Origin of the sequence: Paucibacter sp. XJ19-41, from assembly GCF_028462495.1 — a bacterium.
Classification (GTDB): Bacteria; Pseudomonadota; Gammaproteobacteria; order Burkholderiales; family Burkholderiaceae_C; genus Roseateles_E.
The window spans coordinates 15,892-33,011 of sequence record NZ_JAQOWX010000050.1 but is presented as its reverse complement, the minus strand read 5'-3'; the positions used below and the strand labels follow the sequence as shown (position 1 = coordinate 33,011).

13 protein-coding genes and 1 pseudogene are annotated in these 17,120 nt (G+C 65.8%); 8 read left to right on the top strand and 6 right to left on the bottom strand.

The genetic code is table 11. The features are described from left to right. The 5 genes and pseudogenes from PO768_RS14505 to PO768_RS14485 form a co-directional block, all read left to right on the top strand. Nucleotides 1–217, top strand: a pseudogene (locus PO768_RS14505) (hypothetical protein); the annotation flags it as partial. An 89-nt stretch (nt 218–306) separates the two neighbouring features. Then, nucleotides 307–531: an addiction module protein gene (locus PO768_RS14500; protein ID WP_272646617.1), complete on the top strand. Its 225-nt coding sequence runs from the start codon at nt 307–309 to the stop codon at nt 529–531. Then, on the top strand, nt 528–824 hold the full coding sequence (locus tag PO768_RS14495) for a type II toxin-antitoxin system RelE/ParE family toxin (protein WP_272646616.1): 297 nt from the start codon (nt 528–530) through the stop codon (nt 822–824). Before PO768_RS14500 ends, PO768_RS14495 begins: the two co-directional genes overlap by 4 nt. A gap of 26 nt (nt 825–850) precedes the next feature. Continuing rightward, nucleotides 851–1,414 carry a hypothetical protein gene (locus PO768_RS14490; RefSeq protein WP_272646615.1) on the top strand — a complete coding sequence of 188 codons (564 nt, stop codon included), beginning with the start codon at nt 851–853 and terminating at the stop codon, nt 1,412–1,414. A 120-nt stretch (nt 1,415–1,534) separates the two neighbouring features. After that, entirely contained in the window at nt 1,535–1,984 is a 450-nt protein-coding gene (locus PO768_RS14485; RefSeq protein WP_272646614.1) for an HIT domain-containing protein, read from the top strand. 36 nt (nt 1,985–2,020) lie between these two features. Here PO768_RS14485 and PO768_RS14480 read toward each other — a convergent pair whose 3' ends face one another. Genes PO768_RS14480 through PO768_RS14455 form a run of 6 tightly spaced genes read right to left on the bottom strand, consistent with a single transcriptional unit; the run spans nt 2,021 to nt 12,839 of the window. Further along, nucleotides 2,021–3,802, bottom strand: a complete 1,782-nt coding sequence (locus PO768_RS14480; RefSeq protein WP_272646613.1) for an ABC transporter substrate-binding protein — start codon at nt 3,800–3,802, stop codon at nt 2,021–2,023. Continuing rightward, on the bottom strand, nt 3,799–5,580 hold the full coding sequence (locus PO768_RS14475) for an ABC transporter substrate-binding protein (protein WP_272646612.1): 1,782 nt from the start codon (nt 5,578–5,580) through the stop codon (nt 3,799–3,801). The genes PO768_RS14480 and PO768_RS14475 overlap by 4 nt, the downstream gene beginning before the upstream one ends. Next, nucleotides 5,577–7,376, bottom strand: a complete 1,800-nt coding sequence (locus PO768_RS14470; protein ID WP_272646611.1) for an ABC transporter substrate-binding protein — start codon at nt 7,374–7,376, stop codon at nt 5,577–5,579. The genes PO768_RS14475 and PO768_RS14470 overlap by 4 nt, the downstream gene beginning before the upstream one ends. Next, nucleotides 7,373–9,190 carry an ABC transporter substrate-binding protein gene (locus PO768_RS14465; protein ID WP_272646610.1) on the bottom strand — a complete coding sequence of 606 codons (1,818 nt, stop codon included), beginning with the start codon at nt 9,188–9,190 and terminating at the stop codon, nt 7,373–7,375. The genes PO768_RS14470 and PO768_RS14465 overlap by 4 nt, the downstream gene beginning before the upstream one ends. Beyond that, on the bottom strand, nt 9,187–10,992 hold the full coding sequence (locus PO768_RS14460) for an ABC transporter substrate-binding protein (RefSeq protein ID WP_272646609.1): 1,806 nt from the start codon (nt 10,990–10,992) through the stop codon (nt 9,187–9,189). Before PO768_RS14460 ends, PO768_RS14465 begins: the two co-directional genes overlap by 4 nt. A gap of 14 nt (nt 10,993–11,006) precedes the next feature. Beyond that, entirely contained in the window at nt 11,007–12,839 is a 1,833-nt protein-coding gene (locus PO768_RS14455) for an ABC transporter substrate-binding protein (RefSeq protein WP_272646608.1), read from the bottom strand. A gap of 341 nt (nt 12,840–13,180) precedes the next feature. Between PO768_RS14455 and PO768_RS14450 the strand changes: the two genes are divergently transcribed. From PO768_RS14450 to PO768_RS14440, 3 genes are read left to right on the top strand one after another with little or no spacing between them, the layout of a single operon-like run. Continuing rightward, nucleotides 13,181–14,119 (top strand): ABC transporter permease, encoded by a 939-nt coding sequence (locus PO768_RS14450; protein WP_272646607.1) that lies wholly within the window; start codon nt 13,181–13,183, stop codon nt 14,117–14,119. A gap of 43 nt (nt 14,120–14,162) precedes the next feature. Further along, on the top strand, nt 14,163–15,218 hold the full coding sequence (locus PO768_RS14445; RefSeq protein ID WP_137942517.1) for an ABC transporter permease: 1,056 nt from the start codon (nt 14,163–14,165) through the stop codon (nt 15,216–15,218). 4 nt (nt 15,219–15,222) lie between these two features. Continuing rightward, nucleotides 15,223–16,908 (top strand): ABC transporter ATP-binding protein, encoded by a 1,686-nt coding sequence (locus tag PO768_RS14440; protein ID WP_272646606.1) that lies wholly within the window; start codon nt 15,223–15,225, stop codon nt 16,906–16,908. Nucleotides 16,909–17,120: the final 212 nt, after the last annotated feature.

Genomic DNA, 17,120 nt, shown 5'->3' with positions numbered 1-17,120 from the left:
AGCCGCCGCCCGGCTGATGCGCGCCAAGTTCTTCGCGCTGGACCTGGCCGCTCGCATGCTGGCCGGGCGCGACGCGGCGCTGCGCGAGGCGGCCCGCACGGTGGACTCCGAATCGCGCTTCGCCGCCTGGATGGACCACTGCGCCGCCGAGATCGCCCGCGCCGCCGACGCCGAGCGCGCCGCGCTGTTCAGGGAGCGGGTGGGGGCGGTGGGGTGAGGGACCTTTTGCTGCAGCCATTCGAAGAGTAGGAATACGCTGTCTGCAGCTGTGGCATCCTTGTGCCTCGACAGCAAACTGGAGGCATGATGGCCACGCCCACCCACGATCTGGCAGCGGAAGTCCTTGAGCTTCCTGCCGAGGAGCGCGCAAGAATTCTGGAGCTGCTGATCGCCAGCTTCGAGCCGAAATCCAAGGCGCAGAAAGCCTGGATGAGTCTTGCCCAACGCCGGCGAGACGAAGTCCGAAGCGGCAAAGTCGTGATGGTTCCTGGCAATGAAGCGCTGACCCGCGTCAAAGCAAGGATTTCGTGAGCTACTCGATCCATCCTGCGGCCGAAGCTGAACTCGGCGACGCGGCTGTGTACTACGCAACGCACGCAAGTCCAATGATCGCTTTGGCGTTTCTCGCCGAGTACGAGCGTGTGCTGGATATCCTCGTCGAGAACCAGAAGCGCGGGCCGAACGGTGACGAGGGGCTGCGGGTCTACCACTTTGATCGCTTCCCCTACTCTGTGGTGTACGAAGAGGATCAGGTCAACGGCCCGCAAATTTTCGCTATAGCGCACCAGAGTCGCGAGCCCGGATACTGGGGTGATCGAATCTGAATCGATCAATACAGCACTAGGCGCATATGAACAATCTGGCTGCATTTGTCCGCCAAGTTCGCAGTCGATCGCGCGAGCATGCCCAAGCCATGGCTCTGCTTAGCAATGCGGGCCTTGCGGGGCAGATGATTTCTGTCCTACGGCAGGAGATCGATTCCATGGTCAGGGTCGTCTACCTGCTCGCACAAAGCACTCATCGCCGTGATGAATTGATTGCAGCCGCAGTGTCCGGGACGAAGTGGTCGCAACCGGGTTCTCGCGCAGCAGTCACGGACCGGGAGATGGTTGAACTTGCGCAGAGTCTTCAGGGCTGGACTCAATCCGTCTACAAGTTCGGCTGTGCGTTCATTCATCTTTCCAATCTGCATGACTACAACGACAGGGATCCGCTAGAGCTGCTTCCTCACCAGGAGCGAATGGACATACTTGGCCATTGCCGTCATTACCACGGTGGCCCAGGCTCAAGGGATGCAACTTTTGTCGACCTGATGCCGTACCTTCCTCGTGTGCTTGAGAAGATTGCTGCCAACCTTTCGTGCTACCTGGTAGATCTCGAAGGTCTGGCGCAACAAGATGGGCAAAGTGTCTAGCGGACTGCTTTTCCACCCGGAGTGCCCGGGTTCAGCTCTACAGGTCCTGTGTCTGCGAGCGAGAGCATCGTTGGGTCTGCCTGCCCAGCATCACGAAATTCTCTACCCAGGCTACCCCCCATGAAGCGGATCGCAATCCTCACTGCTATTTTCGCTGCCGGCGTCCTCGTCGGCGGGATCACGTTTTCGAGGAGCATTCCGAGATCGCTGCTGGCGGTCGCCTCATGCGATGGCAACTGCTTCAAACCATCCGACGCGGCGGGCCTGCTGATGTCGATCGGAGTGAATCTTCCTGCCGGCCTGGTGCCTCGTGCCGTGGCGGAGTCGGCGAAGTGCATAGGCATTCAGCACTGGAAGCCTGAAGGGCGCTACCACGTCGCGTTCTTTCCGAAGCGAGACGTGCGCAACATCATGGAGCTTCAGCAAGAAGACACACCCTACCTGCTCGATTGCCTGGCGCTTGCTCGTGAGCATGTCGGGGCTGCCGGGTTCAAGAACTATCGCTTCATCAGCAACGGCCCGGCATTGCAGCACCTCACCTACTTCCACTTCCACGTCGTCGCCAAGTAGTGAGACCGTCTGGGGGCAGGTCTTGCCAAAACCGACTCACCCCAGTTCGACGTAGCGCCACCAGTCGCGCGCGAACGGGTGGCGCCAGAAGCCATGCACGCCGGGCTGGCTGACGTCGGTGCGCAGCGCATGCCAGTGCGGCAGATAGGGCACATAGGCCAGCAGCAGCCGGTTGGCCTCGCGCATCAGGGCCAGGCGCTCGGGGCCGTCGGGCAGCGCGCGCTGGGCCTCGTAGAGGCGGTCGTAGGCAGCCAGCTTGAAGCGCGCGTCATTGCTCTGGTCGGCATTGGGGCCGTAGGCCATGCCGAGGAAGAAGTCGGCGTCGGGGAAGGAGATGTTCCAGGAGAAGCCCCAGATCTGCAGCTGGCCGGCCAGCGACTTCTTGATCAGCTCGCCGAAGGTGCCGGTCTCGAACACCATGCGCAGGCCTAGCGCATCCATGCGCTTCTTCCACAGCTCGTCGAGCGAGCGCTGGCGCGAGGTGTTGACGCCGGCCATGCGCAGCAACAGCTTGGAGCCGTCGGGGTTCTCCAGATAGCCGTCGCCGTCGACATCCTTGTAGCCCCAGACATCGAGCAGCGCGCGGGCGCGCGGCAGATCGGGCGTGCTCATCTCGCTCTTGAGCTGCGGGTCGTGACCGTAGACGGCGGCCGGCAGCAGCGACTGGGCCGGCACGCCCTGGCCCTTGTAGACCTGCTGCAGCTCGACCTGGCTGTCATAGGCCAGCGCGATGGCGCGGCGCAGCGCCACCTTCTCCGGGGTGTAGCCGCCAACCTGCGCATCGTTGAAGTTGAAGAAGGAAAAGCGCACATCGGCGCCCAGCGTGCTGCGCGCCGTCACGCCCTTGCGCTGCAGCGCCGGCGCAAGCCGACCGCCCGGCAGGGCCAGTGGCGCGACGCCGGGCGGCATCTCGACAACGTCCAGCTCGCCGCCCTCGAAGGCCAGCCAGCGCGGCTGCTCCTCCTCGATGATGCTGATCTGCACCTGGTCGACCAGCGGCAGGCGCTTGCCCTGCAGCCGGGCCGCCAGCGCCTGCGCGGCCGGGTCGTCGGCCGGCGCCTGGCTGTCGAAGAACTGCTCGCGGAACTGCGGGTTGCGCGACAGCAGCACTTGCGAGCCGCGCCGCCAGTTCGCCAGCCGGAACGGGCCGGTGCCGACCGGATGGGCCATGATGTCGGCGCCATAGGCCTCGACCACCTCGCGGGCGACGGCCGCGCTCAGCCCGGCATTGGCGAACACATAGATGAAGCGCGGATCGCTCTGCGCCAGCCTCACCTCGAAGCGGTAGCGGTCCAGCGCGCGCAGGCCCGCTACCGGCGTGTCGTAGTCCAGCCCGGTCTTGTTCTTGATGGCGCGCTGGCGCAGCTCGCTCAGGCCCAGGATCTTGGCGCCCTCGAACTGGTAGAGGTGCTCGGTCTTGATGCGCGGGTCGTAGTAGCGCTTGATGCTGTAGACATAGTCCTCGGCCACCAGCTCGCGCGGCTTGCCCTTGAAGGCCGGATCCTCGCTGAAGAAGATGCCGGGCTTGAGCGTGAAGACGAAGCGGCGGTAGTCGTCGCTGATCTCGGGCAGCGCGACAGCCGTCTGCGGCCGCAGCTGCACCGGCCGGGCCAGGCAGTCGAAGGTCAGCGGCGACTCGAAGATGTGCGCGTTGATGATGACCGAGGTCTGGTCCGAGACCTGCGGCGGGTCGAAGCCGACCTCGGCCGCGTTGAAGGCGGTGCGCAGGACCTTCTTCCTGCTCGCCGGCTGGGCCTGCGGCAGGGTCGGTGCGGCGGCCAGCGCGGCGGCCGCGCCCAGCAGATCGCGGCGTTTCATGGCTTCGTGCGCGGCAACACGTCGATCAGATGCCAGAACTCGTTGCGGAACAAGGGGCGCCGGTAGCCGATCAGCCAGGGCTGGGCGATGTCGTTGACGATGCGGTGCACATGGGTCTTGGTGGGCATATAGGCGGTCTGCAGGCGTTTGGCCTGCAGGAACAGGGCCTCGCGCTCGGGGCCATCGGGCAGGGCCTGCATGCGCTCGTACAGCGCATCGAACTCGGCATTCTTGAAGCGCGACAGGTTCTGGTTGCCGGCCTGCGGGCCGTAGAAGCGCTGCAGGGCCTGCAGACCGTCGGGCGCGGTGGCGGTGGTGCCCATCATCCACAGCTGCAGCTTGCCGGCGCGCGCGGCCTTCAGCTGCTCGGGCCATTTGCCGGCGAAGAATTTGGTGCGGATGCCGACGCGCTTGAAGTTGATCGTCCACAGCTCGTCATACTGGCGCGACAGCGCATCGGGTTGGGTCGCGACCTCCAGCGCCAGCGGGCCGCCATCGGGGCGGTCGCGCCAGCCGTCGCCGTCCTGGTCGACATAGCCATACATATCGAGCAGGGCGTTGGCGCGGGCCGGGTCGAAGTCGCCGTTCTCGCTCTTGAACTCGGGGTCGTAGCCGCTGGTATGGGGCAGCAGCGGCGACTGCGCGGGAATCGCCTGGCCACGCCGCACCAGGCGGATCTCGCGCTCCACGTCCAGCGCCAGCGACAGTGCGCGGCGCAGCGCCACCCGCTCGGGCGTGTAGCCGCCGATCACCGGGTCTTCCATATTGAAGAAGGTGAAGGCGCTGTCGGCATTGATCAATCGGCTGAGCCGCATGCCCTGCCTGGCGAGATTGGGTGCCAGCTTGCCGTGCGGCAGTGCCACCGCGACGAACTCGGGCGGCACGCGGTCGATCAGATCATGTTCGCCGCCCAGATAGGACAGCCAGCGCGGTTGCGACTCCTCGATGATGCTGACCTCGACGCGGTCCACCATCGGTATGCGCCGGCCCTTGAGCCGGGCCAGGATGGCCTGGCCCTCGGCATCGTCGGCGCGCGGCTGGGCCTCGTAGACGCGTTCGCGGTAACCGGGGTTGCGCTCCAGCACGATCAGCGAGCTGCGCCGCCAGTCCTTCAGCACAAAGGGGCCGGTGCCGACCGGGTGGGCGCTGATCTGCTCGCCATAGTGCTGCACCACCTCGCGGGCCACGGCGCCGAACAGATCGTTGGTGGCCAGCATTTCAAGCAGGCGCGGGCGCGGGCTCTTCAGCCTGATCTGCAGCGTGTGGCGATCCGGCGCGCTCAGGCCTTCGATGGGGCTGTCGTAGTCAAACGGGGTCTTGCTGCTCAGCGCGGCCTGGCGCCGCTCGGCCAGGCCCAGAATGCCCCGCTCCTCAAGAGAGGCCCACATGGGGCTCTTGACCGCCGGGTCGGCAAAGCGCATCAGGCTGTAGACATAGTCCTGGGCCACCAGCTCGCGTCTCTTGCCCTTGAAGGCCGGATCGTCGGCGAAGAAGATGCCGGGCTTGAGCTTGATGGTCCAGCGGGTGAAATCGGCATTGACCTCGGGCAGGGCCGCCGCCGTCAGCGGCACGATCTTGACCGGCAGGGCCAGCGGGTCGTAGCCGTAGAGCGCCTCGAAGATATGGGGCGTGACGGTGCGGGAGTAGGTGTCGCTGACCTGGGCCGGATCGAAGCCGGTCTCGGCGATCGGGAAGGCGTAGCGGAAGGTCTTGGGCTCGGCACCTGCCGCTACCTGGCACAGGGCGGCCAGCATGGCCAGGACGATGCGCTTGATCATGGGCGTTGGCTGGGGTCTATGTCCACCCACTGCCAGAACTGCTGGCTGAAGGGCGGCCGCTTGTAGCCGATCAGCCAGGGCTGGCTGAGGTCGCTGATGACGCGGTGCACCAGGAACTTGATCGGCATATAGGCCGTCGTCAGCTTCTGCGCCTCACGCAGCAGGGCCAGGCGCTCGGGGCCGTCGGGCAGGGCCTGCATCTGCTCGTAGATCGCATCGAAGCGCTCCAGCTTGAAGCGGCTGAAGTTCTGGCCGCCGGCCGAGGGGCTGTAGAGCAGCTCCAGGCCGGGCTGCACATCGGGCGAGTTGGAGCTGAAGCCCAGCTGCCACAGCATCAGCTGGCCGGCGCGCGCGGCCTTCAACTGCTCGGGCCATTTGGCTACCTTGACCTCCAGGCGTATGCCCAGCGCGTCGAGGTCGCGCTTCCACATCTCCTCGAAGGAGCGCGAGCGCGCATCGGGCGAGCTGGCATAGCGGATCAGCAGCGGCTGGCCGTCCGGCAGATCGCGCCAGCCGTCGCCGTCGCGGTCGATATAGCCGAACAGGTCCAGCAAGGCCTTGGCCCGGACCGGATCATGGTCGCTATTGGGGCTCTTGTAGTCAGCATCGAAGCCGAAGGTGTAGGGTGCGACCACGCTTTGCGCCGGCACGGCCTGGCCGCGCCAGACATTGCTGACCTGGCGGCCCACATCGGTGCCCAGGCCGATGGCGCGGCGCAGCGCCACCTTGTCGGGCGTGTAGCCACCGACCACCGGGTCCTTCATGTCCCAGTAGTACATGAATCGGTCGGAGGCCAGCACGCGCTCCAGCTGCATGCCCCGGCGCGCCAGATTGGGTGCGAGCTTGCCGTGAGGGATGGCCTGGTTGGCGAAGGGTGCGGGCAGCACCCAGGAGAGCTCGAACTCGCCGTTCAGAAAGGACAGCCAGCGCGGCTGGTCTTCCTCGATGATGGCCACCTCGACCCGGTCCACCATGGGCAGGCGCCGGCCCTTGAAGCGGGCCAGCAGGGCCTGGCCGGCCGCATCGTCGGCGCTGGGTTCGGCGTCGTAGAAGCGCTCGCGGTAAGCAGGGTTGCGCTCGAACACCATCAGCGAGCTGCGCCGCCACTGCTTCAGCAGGAAGGGGCCGGTGCCGACCGGATGGGCGCTGATCTTGTCGCCGTAGAACTCCACCACCTCGCGCGCCACCGCGCCGAACAAATCACCGCTGGCCAGCGTGAACAGCAGGCGCGGGCGCGGCGCGGCGAGCTTGAGCTGCAGCGTGTAACGGTCCAGCGCGCGCAGCCCCTCGACCGGGTGGTCGTAGTCAAAGGGCTTTTTGTGCTTCAGCGCGTCCTGGCGCAGCTCGTCCACGCCCAGCATGCCGACGTCCTTGAGCGTCGAGTAGATCGGGCTCTTGCTCGCGGGGTCGAAGAAGCGCTTGAAGCTGTAGACGAAGTCCTCGGCCACCAGCTCGCGCCTGGCGCCCTTGAAGGCAGGGTCGTCGGCAAAGAAGATGCCCGGGCGGATCTTGATGGTCCAGGTCCTGAAGTCGGCCGAATGCTCGGGCATGCCTTCGGCGACATTGGGCCGTATCTTGTAGGGCCTGGCCAGATAGTCGTACTCGTACAGCCCATCGAAGATGTGGCTGGTCATGATGCGCGAGTACAGGTCGTTGAGCTGGGCCGGGTCGAAGCCGGTCTCGGCGGCGTTCAGCGCGTAGCGCAGGACCTTGGGCTCGGCGGCCTGCTGCGCCTGCGCGGGCTGGGCCGCCATCAGCAGCAGGGCCAGGCCGGCCAGCAGCAGGCGGGCGGTCATGGCTTCTTGGCCGGCTCGATGTCCACATAGCTCCACCAGTCCTGCTTGAAGGGATGGCGGCGGTAGCCGATCAGCTGGGGCTGGGCGAGATCGGTGATGAAGCGGTGGGCCTTGTGCTTGTAAGGCATATAGGCCGTCATCAGGCGCTCGCTTTCGCGGAACAGGGCCGCGCGCTCGGGGCCGTCGGGCATGGGCGCGGTCCGCTCAAACAAACGGTCGGCCGCCGGCAGGCGGATGCGCGCGAAGTTCTGGCTGCCGATATAGAGGGAGGAGAGGCTGCTCAGGAAATCTTGCGGATCGGGCATCGAGGCCGAGGTGGCCAGGCTCCAAATCTGGAACTTGCCGGCCCGCAGGGCCTTGTAGTTCTCGGGCCATTTGCCCGGCTTGAACGTGACCCGCAGGCCCACCTTGGCCAGCGACTTCTGCCACAGCTCATCGATCTGGCGCTGCGAGCCGTCCGGCGTGGTCAGGCTGTCGAGCAGCAACGGCTTGCCATCGGGCTGGTCGCGCCAGCCATCCCCGTCGCGGTCGACATAGCCATACATATCGAGCAGGGCCTTGGCGCGAGCGGGGTCGTAGTCGCTCATCTCGCTCTTGAAAGCGGGGTCGTAGGCGCTGGTGCCGGGCGGATAGATAGACTGCGCGACGACAGCCTGGTTGCGCCGGGCCACGCGGATCTCCTGTTCCATATCGGAGGCCAGCGAGATCGCGCGGCGCAGTGCGATGCGCTCGGGCGTGTAGCCGCCGATCACCGGGTCTTCCAGATTGAAGACCCAGAAACCCACGTCCGGGCTCAGCACGCGGTAGCCCTGCATCGCTTTCTTGGCCAGGTTCGGCGCGAGCTTGCCGTTGGGCATGGCCTGGCTGATGAACTCGTTGGGCACCCGCTCCAGCAGGTCGAACTCGCCGCCGAGGAAGGCCAGCCAGCGCGGTTGACCCTCTTCGATGATGGACACCTCGACCCGGTCGATCATGGGGATGCGCCGGCCCTTGAAGCGCGCCAGCAAGGCCTGACCCTCGGCATCATCGGCGCCGGGCTCGGCCTCGTAGAAGCGCTCGCGGTAGCCGGGGTTCTTCTCCAGCACGATGCGCGAGCTGCGGCGCCAGTCCTTCAGCACAAAGGGGCCGGTGCCGACCGGGTGTTCCATGGTCTTGCCTGGATAGGCCTCGACCACCTCGCGCGCCATCGCGCCGTAGAGATCGGTCTGGGCCAGGGTCTGGGGCAGGCGCGGACGCGGCTTGTCCAGGCGCAGCTGCAGGGTGTAGCGATCCAGCGCGCGCAGGCCCGCGATCGGGCGGTCGTAGTCGAAGGGCTTGCCGCCGGCGCCATCCTGGCGGAGTTCGGCGCGGTACTCGGCCAGGCCGCTGATGCCCAGCGCCTCGACCTCGCTCCAGTGGCTGGAGGCCACCTCGGGGTCGGCCACCCGCTTGATCGCGTAGAGGTAATCCTCGGCCACCAGTTCACGCTTCTTGCCCTTGAAGGCCGGGTCGTCGGCGAAGAAGATGCCGGGCTTGACCTTGAAGGTCCAGCTGCGGAAGTCCTCGCTGTGCTGCGGCATGCCGTCCGCCGTCAGCGGGATCAGCCGCGCCGGCCGCGCCAGATGGTCGTAGCTGTACAGGCCCTCGAAGATATGTGCCGTGATGATGCGCGAATAGATATCGCCGATCTTGGCCGGGTCGAAGCCAGTTTCGGCGACCTGGAAGGCGTAGCGCAGCACCTTGGGCTGCGCATCCGGGGTTTGCGCCTGGGTCAGCCCCAACTGCAAGGCCATCAAGGCGGCCAGGCCGGCACGAGCGAAAAGCGTGTTGATCATGGTTGCGGGCGTTTGCTGTTGTCGATGTCCACGTACTGCCACCAGTCCTGCCAGAACAGCGGGCGGCGGTAGCCGATCAGCCAGGGCTGGCTCAGGTCGGTCAGGATGCGGTGCACATGCTGCTTGTAGGGCATATAGGTGGCGGCGATGCGCTTGCCCTCATGAATCAGGGCCAGGCGCTCGGGGCCATCGGGCAGGGCCTGCATGCGCTCGTAGATGGTGTTGAACGCGGCCATGTCGAAGCGCGACAGGTTCTGCCCGCCGATGGCCGGGCCGTAGAGGCGCTGCAGCGCGGGCTGGGCGTCGGGCTTGTCGGCCGAGGAGGCCACGCCCCACATCTGGAACTTGCCGCCGCGCACGCTCTTCAGGTTCTCCGGCCATTTGGCGGTCTTGAACTCCAGGCGCAGGCCCACGGCCTGCAGATTCTTCTGCATCAGCTCGTCGAGCCGTCGCGAGGCGTTGTCGGGCTGGGTATTGCGCAGCAGCAGCAGGGGCTGGCCGTCGGGCTGCTCGCGCCAGCCGTCGCCATCGCGGTCCAGATAGCCATAGAGCTCCAGCAAGGCCTTGGCACGGGCCGGGTCATGGTCGCTGATATGGCTCTTGAACTCGGCCGCGTAGCCGGTGGTGTGCGGCACCACCGGTGATTGCGCCGGCACCGCCTGGCCATGGCGCGCCAGCTGGATCTCGCGCCCGACATCGATGGCCAGGCTGATCGCGCGGCGCAGCGCCACCTTGGCCGGCGCCATGCCGCCGACCACCGGGTCTTCCATATTGAAGACCGTCATCGTCGATTCGGGGCCGACGATGCGATAGCCCTGGATGCCACGCTTGGCGAGGTTGGGCGCGATCTTGCCGTTGGGCATGGCCTGGCTGATGAAGTCGGCCGGCACCCGCTCCAGGAAATCCTTCTCGGCATTGATGAAGGACAGCCAGCGCGGCTGGCTTTCCTCGATGACGGCGATCTCGACGCGATCGACCATCGGCAGGCGCCGGCCCTTCAGGCGCGCCAGCAAGGCCTGACCCTCGGCGTCATCGGCGGCCGGCTCGGCCTCGTAGAAGCGCTCGCGGTAGCCGGGGTTCTTGTCCAGCACCATCTGCGAGCTGCGCCGCCAGCTCTTCAGCACAAAGGGGCCGGTGCCGACCGGGTGGGCCATGATCTTGTCGCCGTAGTGCTCGACCACCTCGCGCGCCACCGCGCCATAGAGGTCGGAGCTGGCCATCAAGGCCTCGATCAGGCGCGGCCGGGCCTGCTCGGTCTTGAGCTGCAAGGTGTAGCGGTCCAGCGCGCGCAGGCCCTCCAGCGGGGCGGCATAGTCAAACGGCTTCTTGCCCTTCAGCGCCTGCTCGCGCAGCGCCCTCAGGCCCAGCAGGCCGGCATCATCGAAGGTGGACCAGAAAGGGCTCTTGACCGCCGGGTCGGCGAAGCGCTTGAAGCTGTAGACATAGTCCTCGGCCACCAGCTCGCGCTTGTTGCCACCAAAGGCCGGGTCGTCGGCGAAGAAGATGCCCGGCTTGAGCCGTATGGTCCAGGTCTTGAAGTCGGCGCTGGGCTCGGGCAGCGCGGCGGCGGTCAGCGGCCTGAGCTTGACCGGCCGGGCCAGCGGGTCGTAGTGGTACAGCGCTTCGAAGACATGGGCGGTGACGGTGCGCGAGTAGATGTCGGTGATCTGGGCCGGATCGAAGCCGGTCTCGGCCACCAGGAAGGCGTACTTCAGCACCTTGGGCGGCGGGCCGGCAGGCGCCTGCGCCTGGGCCGTCACCGCCACAAGCGCCAGGCAGGCCCCAATCAAGTAGCGCCGCATCGGGGCCTCTTGCTTCAGGAACCCTGGCGCTGCTTGGCCAGGGCTTCGGTATCGATGTCCACGTAGCGCCAGAAATCACGCACGAAGACATTGCGGTCGAAGCCGATCACCCAGGGCTGGGCCAGATCGGTGAACAGGCGGTGCACATGCATCTTGTAGGGCATGTAGGCGATCATCAGCTTGGCTGCCTCCTGCATCACGGCCTGGCGCTCGGGGCCGTCGGGCAGCATCTTCTGCTTCTGGTACAGCGCGTTATAGGCCGGCAGGTCGACGCGCGACTTGTTGGCCGAGCCCTTGGCGCGGCCATCGCCCAGCGCCAGGAAGGTGTCGCCGTCCGGCGCGGTGGCGACCCAGCTGACCGACCACATCTGCAGCTTGGCCGCATTGGCGCTCTTCAGGTTCTCGGGCCATTTGGCGGTCTTGAACTCGATGCGCACCTTCAGCGCATCCATATTCTTCTGCCATTGCTCGATCAGCTGGCGGCTCTGGCTGTCGGGCTGGGTGGCGAGCTCCAGCAGCAGCGGCTTGCCATCCGGCAGATCGCGCCAGCCATCGCCGTCGCGGTCCACATAGCCATACAGATCCAGCAGTGCCTTGGCCTTGGGCAGGCTGAACTCGCTCATCTCGGACTTGAAGCCCGGCTGGTAGCCGAAGGTGCCGGGGCCGAAGGGGCTCTGGGCCGGCATGGCCTGGCCACGGCGCGCCAGCAGGATCTCCTTGTCCAGATCGACGGCCAGGCTGATCGCGCGGCGCAGCGCCACCTTCTCGGGCGTGTAGCCGCCCACCACCGCGTCTTCCATATTGAAGTAGGTGAAGGCGATCTCGGGGTAGGGGAAGCGCACCGCGCGCATGCCGCGCTTGGCCAGATTGGGGGCCAGCTTGCCATTGGGCGTGGCGATGCTGACGTACTCCGACGGCACCTCCTCCAGCACATCAGCCTCGCCGTTCATGAAGGACAACCAGCGCGGCTGGTTCTCCTCGATGATGGCGATCTCGACCCGCTCGGTCAGCGGCAGGCGCCGGCCCTGCAGCTTTGCGGCCTGGGCCTTGAGCACCGGGTCGGCATCGGCCGGCGGCTGCTCGTCATAGAGCTCCTCGCGGTAGTTCGGATTCTTGCCGAGCACGATGCGCGAGCTGCGGCGCCACTCAGCCAGCCGGTAGGGACCGGTGCCGACCGGGTGTTCCATGATCTTGTCGCCATAGAACTCGACCACCTCGCGCGCCACCGCGCCGAGGAAGGCCGAGTCGGCGAACTGGTTGATGAAGCGCGGATCGCCGACGCCCAGCTTGACGCGGAAGCTGTAGCGGTCCAGCAGCTGCAGGCCCTCGACCTCGCGGTCGTAGTCGAAAGGCTTTTTGGCCGCCATCAGCTCCTTGCGCAGCTCCGACAGCCCGAGGATCTGCACGTTCTCGAGCAGATAGAGATTGCGGCTGTTGAGCTTGGGGTCGTAGTGACGCTTGATCGAGTAGATGTAGTCGGCCGCCGTCAGTTCGCGCTTCTTGCCCTTGAAGGCCGGATCGTCGGAAAAGAAGATGCCCGGCTTGATGCGGAAGGTCAGGCTCTTGAAGTCGGGTGAGACCTCGGGCATGGCCGCCGCGGTCGATGGCCGCAGCTGGTAGGGCCGGGCCAGAAAGGCAAAGTCCAGCGGCGCCTCGAAGATGCCGGCGGCGACGGCCTTGGAATAGCGATCGCTGATCTGGGCCGGGTCGAAGCCGGTCTCGGCCACGCGGAAGGAGTAGCGGATCACCTTGGCCTCGCCGGCCGCAGCGCCGGTCTGGGCCGGGCTGGCCAGGGAAACACAGGAGAACACGGCGGCGAGGGCCAGTCGTGCGAAGCCAGAACGCATCACGATCACAATCCTTGCAATGACAACGCGCCGCAGGCCTTGTGGGTGCGGCGCGTCAATGGCCCAGGCCGCCACCGGTTCCGGCGCGCTGGGCGAGGTGCGGAGTCTAGGGCTATTGCCCCCGACAGGCCGCGCATTTTGGCCCAGAAAGGCCGCAAACCCCGTTGAATACGGGGGCTTCCTAGGGCAAACCCGGATCAGCCAAGGGCAAATGCCGGTGATTCCGGGCGCCGTCTCCATTAGACTCGCGCCTGCTTTCAATATGGAGACCCCCCTCACCACAAGTGAGCGGGGTCTCGCTTTTGTCTACTCAAGACGCTTGGCATGGAGATCCGACAGCGATGGCGGCATACCTGATAAGGCGCTTGTGGCAAATGATTCCCACCTTGCTGGGCGTCGTGCTGCTGGTGTTCTTCGTCTTCAAATACTTCGGCGGCGACCCTGCCGAAATCCTCGGCGGCCTGAACGCCAGCCCCGAACAGATCGACGCCATCCGCGAACAGCTGGGCCTGAACAAGCCGGTCTGGGAGCAGCTGTGGATCTTCATCCAGCAGATCGTCACCTTCGACTGGGGCCGCAGCTGGGCCACCAACGAGTCGGTGGCCAGCCTGTTCACCACCCGCATGCCGGCGACGCTGACGGTGATGGTGCCCATCCTGGTGCTGGAAGTGCTGCTGGCGATTCCGTTCGCGATGGCGGTGGCCTATGTGCGCGGCAGCCTGACCGACCGCACGGTGATGATCGTGACGACAGTGGCGGTGTCGATCTCGCTGCTGGTCTATGTGATCGTGTTCCAGTATGTGTTCGCCTTCCGCCTGGGCTGGTTCCCGGTGCAGGGCTGGACCGACAGCTTCTGGACCAATCTGACCACCTATGCGCCGCTGCCCATCATCGTGGTGGTGGCGGTGGCGCTGGCGCCCTACACGCGGCTGTACCGCACCTTCTTCCTGGACGAGATCGGCCATGACTATGTGCGCACCGCGCGCGCCAAGGGCATGACCGAGAAGACCATCCTGCTCAAGCATGTCTTGCGCAACGCGATGATTCCGATCCTGACGAATATCGCGGTGGCGCTGCCGGGCGTGTTCACCGGCGCCTTCCTGATCGAGGTGTTCTTCTCGATCCCGGGTCTGGGCCGCGAGATCCTGCTGGCGGTCAACCGCAGCGACTACCCGGTCATCCAGGCCTTTGCGATCTATATCGCGTTCCTGACCATGGTGATCAATCTTGTTACCGACCTGCTCTACAAGCTGGTCGACCCACGGGTGGTGCTGAAATGAAACTCCTGAATTCTTCAGTTTCATTCCGACTCGGAGAGGCGAAATGAGCGCGGTTCTGTCGAATACTCCGGCGGCCAAGGCCGGCGCCCAGCGCTCCGAAGGCGTCTGGGCCGCCTCCTGGCGCCGCATGCGTGCCGACAAGGTCGGCATGGTCTGCATGGCCATCGTGGCCGTGTTCCTGGTGCTGGTGGCCCTGTCGGGCGCCGGCGTGATCGCCTCGGGCTGGCAGAAGGAAGTGGGCGTGCCCAACGCGCCGCCGACCTTCCTGGGCCCGCGTGCGGCCGAGGCCACCGGCGCCATCGCGCAGCCCAAGGGTCCGAATGTCGACCTCAGCGACATCGATCCGCTGGCGCCGCGCTATGCCGAATGGGAAGAGCGCGCCAAGCAGTTCAAGACGGTGGACACGGTCAAGGCCGAGACCCTGACCTTCGGCGCCGACCGGCTGGGCCGCGATGTGCTGACCAAGGCCATCAAGGGCGCCGAGGTCTCCATCATGGTGGGCGTGCTGGCCGCCGTGCTGGCGACGCTGATCGGTACCGTGCTGGGCGCGCTGTCGGGCTTCTTCGGCGGCAAGATCGGCGACTTCCTGGAGTGGCTCTACAACGTCTTCACCGCCATCCCCGGCATCCTCCTGATCTTCGCGTTCGCGGTGATCTTCGGGCGCGGCGTGATGTCGGTGGCGCTGATCCTGGGCCTGGCCGGCTGGCCCGGCATCTACCGGCTGATACGCGCCGAGTTCATGAAGCATTCGGTGCGCGAGTATGTGCGCTCGGCCGAGGCCATCGGCGCCAGCAAGATGAGCCGCATGTTCAAGCACATCCTGCCCAATGTCTCGCACGTGGCGCTGGTGCAGCTGTCGCTGCATGTGGTGAGCTTCATCAAGAGCGAGGTCATCCTGTCCTATCTGGGCCTGGGTGTCGGCGTGGACCAGGTCTCCTGGGGCACCATGCTGGCCGAGAGCCAGAGCGAGCTGATCCTGGGCTATTGGTGGCAGCTGGTCGGCGTCACGGTGGTGATGGCCGTCTTCGTGACCGCGTTCGCGCTGTTCACCGACGCCTTGCGCGATGCGCTGGATCCGAAATTGAGAGGCCTGGAGTAAAGCCATGCTGTTGAGTATTCAAGACCTGAAGGTCGCCTTCCGCATGGGCAAGCAGGGCGGCCAGATGCAGCGCGCGCTGGCCGTCAAGGGCGTCAGCTTCGATGTGCCGGAGAACTCGACCGTGGCCCTGGTGGGCGAGTCGGGCTCGGGCAAGAGCGTCACCGCGATGTCCATCCTGAACCTGCTGCCGGACAACGCCGAGCGCGAGGGCAAGATCGAGTTCCAGGGCCGCGACCTGCTGGGCTGCACCCTGCCCCAGCTGCAAGCCATCCGCGGCAAGGAAATCGCCTGCGTGTTCCAGGACCCGATGACCTCGCTGAACCCGGTGTTCACCGTGGCCGAGCAGATCATGGAGCCGCTGATCAAGCACATGGGCATGAGCCGCCGCCAGGCCCTGGTGCGCGCCGAGGAGCTGCTCAACGAGGTTGGCATCCCCGAGCCCAAGCGCCGCCTGAAGGCCTATCCGCACGAGATGTCGGGCGGCCAGCAGCAGCGCGTGATGATCGCGGTGGCGCTGGCCTGTTCGCCGAAGCTGCTGATCGCCGACGAGCCGACCACGGCGCTGGACGTGACCATCCAGCGCCAGGTGATGGAGCTGATGGCCAAGCTCAAGGACACGCACAAGATGAGCATGCTGTTCATCTCGCATGACCTCGGCGTGGTGGGCGAGATCTCCGACCATGTGGTGGTGATGCGCCATGGCCAGATCCGCGAGAAGGCCCCGGTGGCCGAGATCTTCAAGAACCCGCAGGACGGCTATACCAAGGCCTTGCTGGCCTGCCGTCCCAGCCTGACCGAGAACCCGGCGCGGCTGATGGTGATCGACGATCACATCGCCGGTCGCGAAGCGCAAGGCCTGGGCAAGGCCAAGGACCCGAACGCGCCGGTGATCCTGGAGGCGCGCGGCCTGAAGAAGAGCTTCTTCTTCAAGGACGGGCTGTTCGGCAAGAAGGAGTTCAAGGCCGTCAAGGAAGTCAACTTCCAGCTGCGCAAGGGCTATACCCTGGGCGTGGTCGGCGAGTCCGGCTCCGGCAAGACGACCATGGGCCTGACCCTTTTGCGCCTGCATGAGCCCAGTGGCGGCGAGGTGCTGTTCGAGGGCAAGGACCTGCTGAAGATGAGCGGCAATGACTGGCAGAAGATGCGCCGCCGCATCCAGGTCGTGTTCCAGAACCCCTATGCCTCGCTGAACCCGCGCTTCACGATCGGCCAGACGCTCTTGGAGCCGATGGAGATCCACGGCATCGGCACCAGCACGGCCGACCGCCAGGCGCGTGCCAGCGCGCTGCTGCACAAGGTGGGCCTGGATGATTCGGCGCTGAACAAGTACCCGCACGAGTTCTCCGGCGGCCAGCGCCAGCGCATCGCGATCGCGCGCTGCCTGACGCTGAATCCCGAGGTGCTGGTGCTGGACGAAGCCGTCTCGGCGCTGGACGTGTCGGTGCAGGCCCAGGTGCTGAACCTGCTGAAGGACCTGCAGGACGAATTCGGCCTCAGCTACATCTTCATCAGCCACGACCTCGCGGTCGTGAAGTTCATCTCTGATGAGGTGCTGGTGATGCAGAACGGCGATGTGGTCGAGCAAAGCGAGACCCAGGCCCTGCTGGCCGCCCCGAAGCAGGAGTACACCCGCCGCCTGCTCGGCGCGGTGCCGCGCGGCTATCAGGAGACGGCGGCTGCGGCGGCTTGACACAGAGGCACGCTGCATCCCGGCTCGAAAGGCGACTCTGCGGAGTCGCCTTTTTTGTGTGCGCTTGGGTTCGTAAGGTGAGATGTGCGGTTGCAGCGGGTGTAGCTTGCCGTGACCGAACACCCCACCCTGCGGCATGCCGCGCGACTGACCGCAAGGGAGAGGTGTTTTGCTGGTTTGATTGCCAGTTGCTGCACGTCGGTCACGACGAA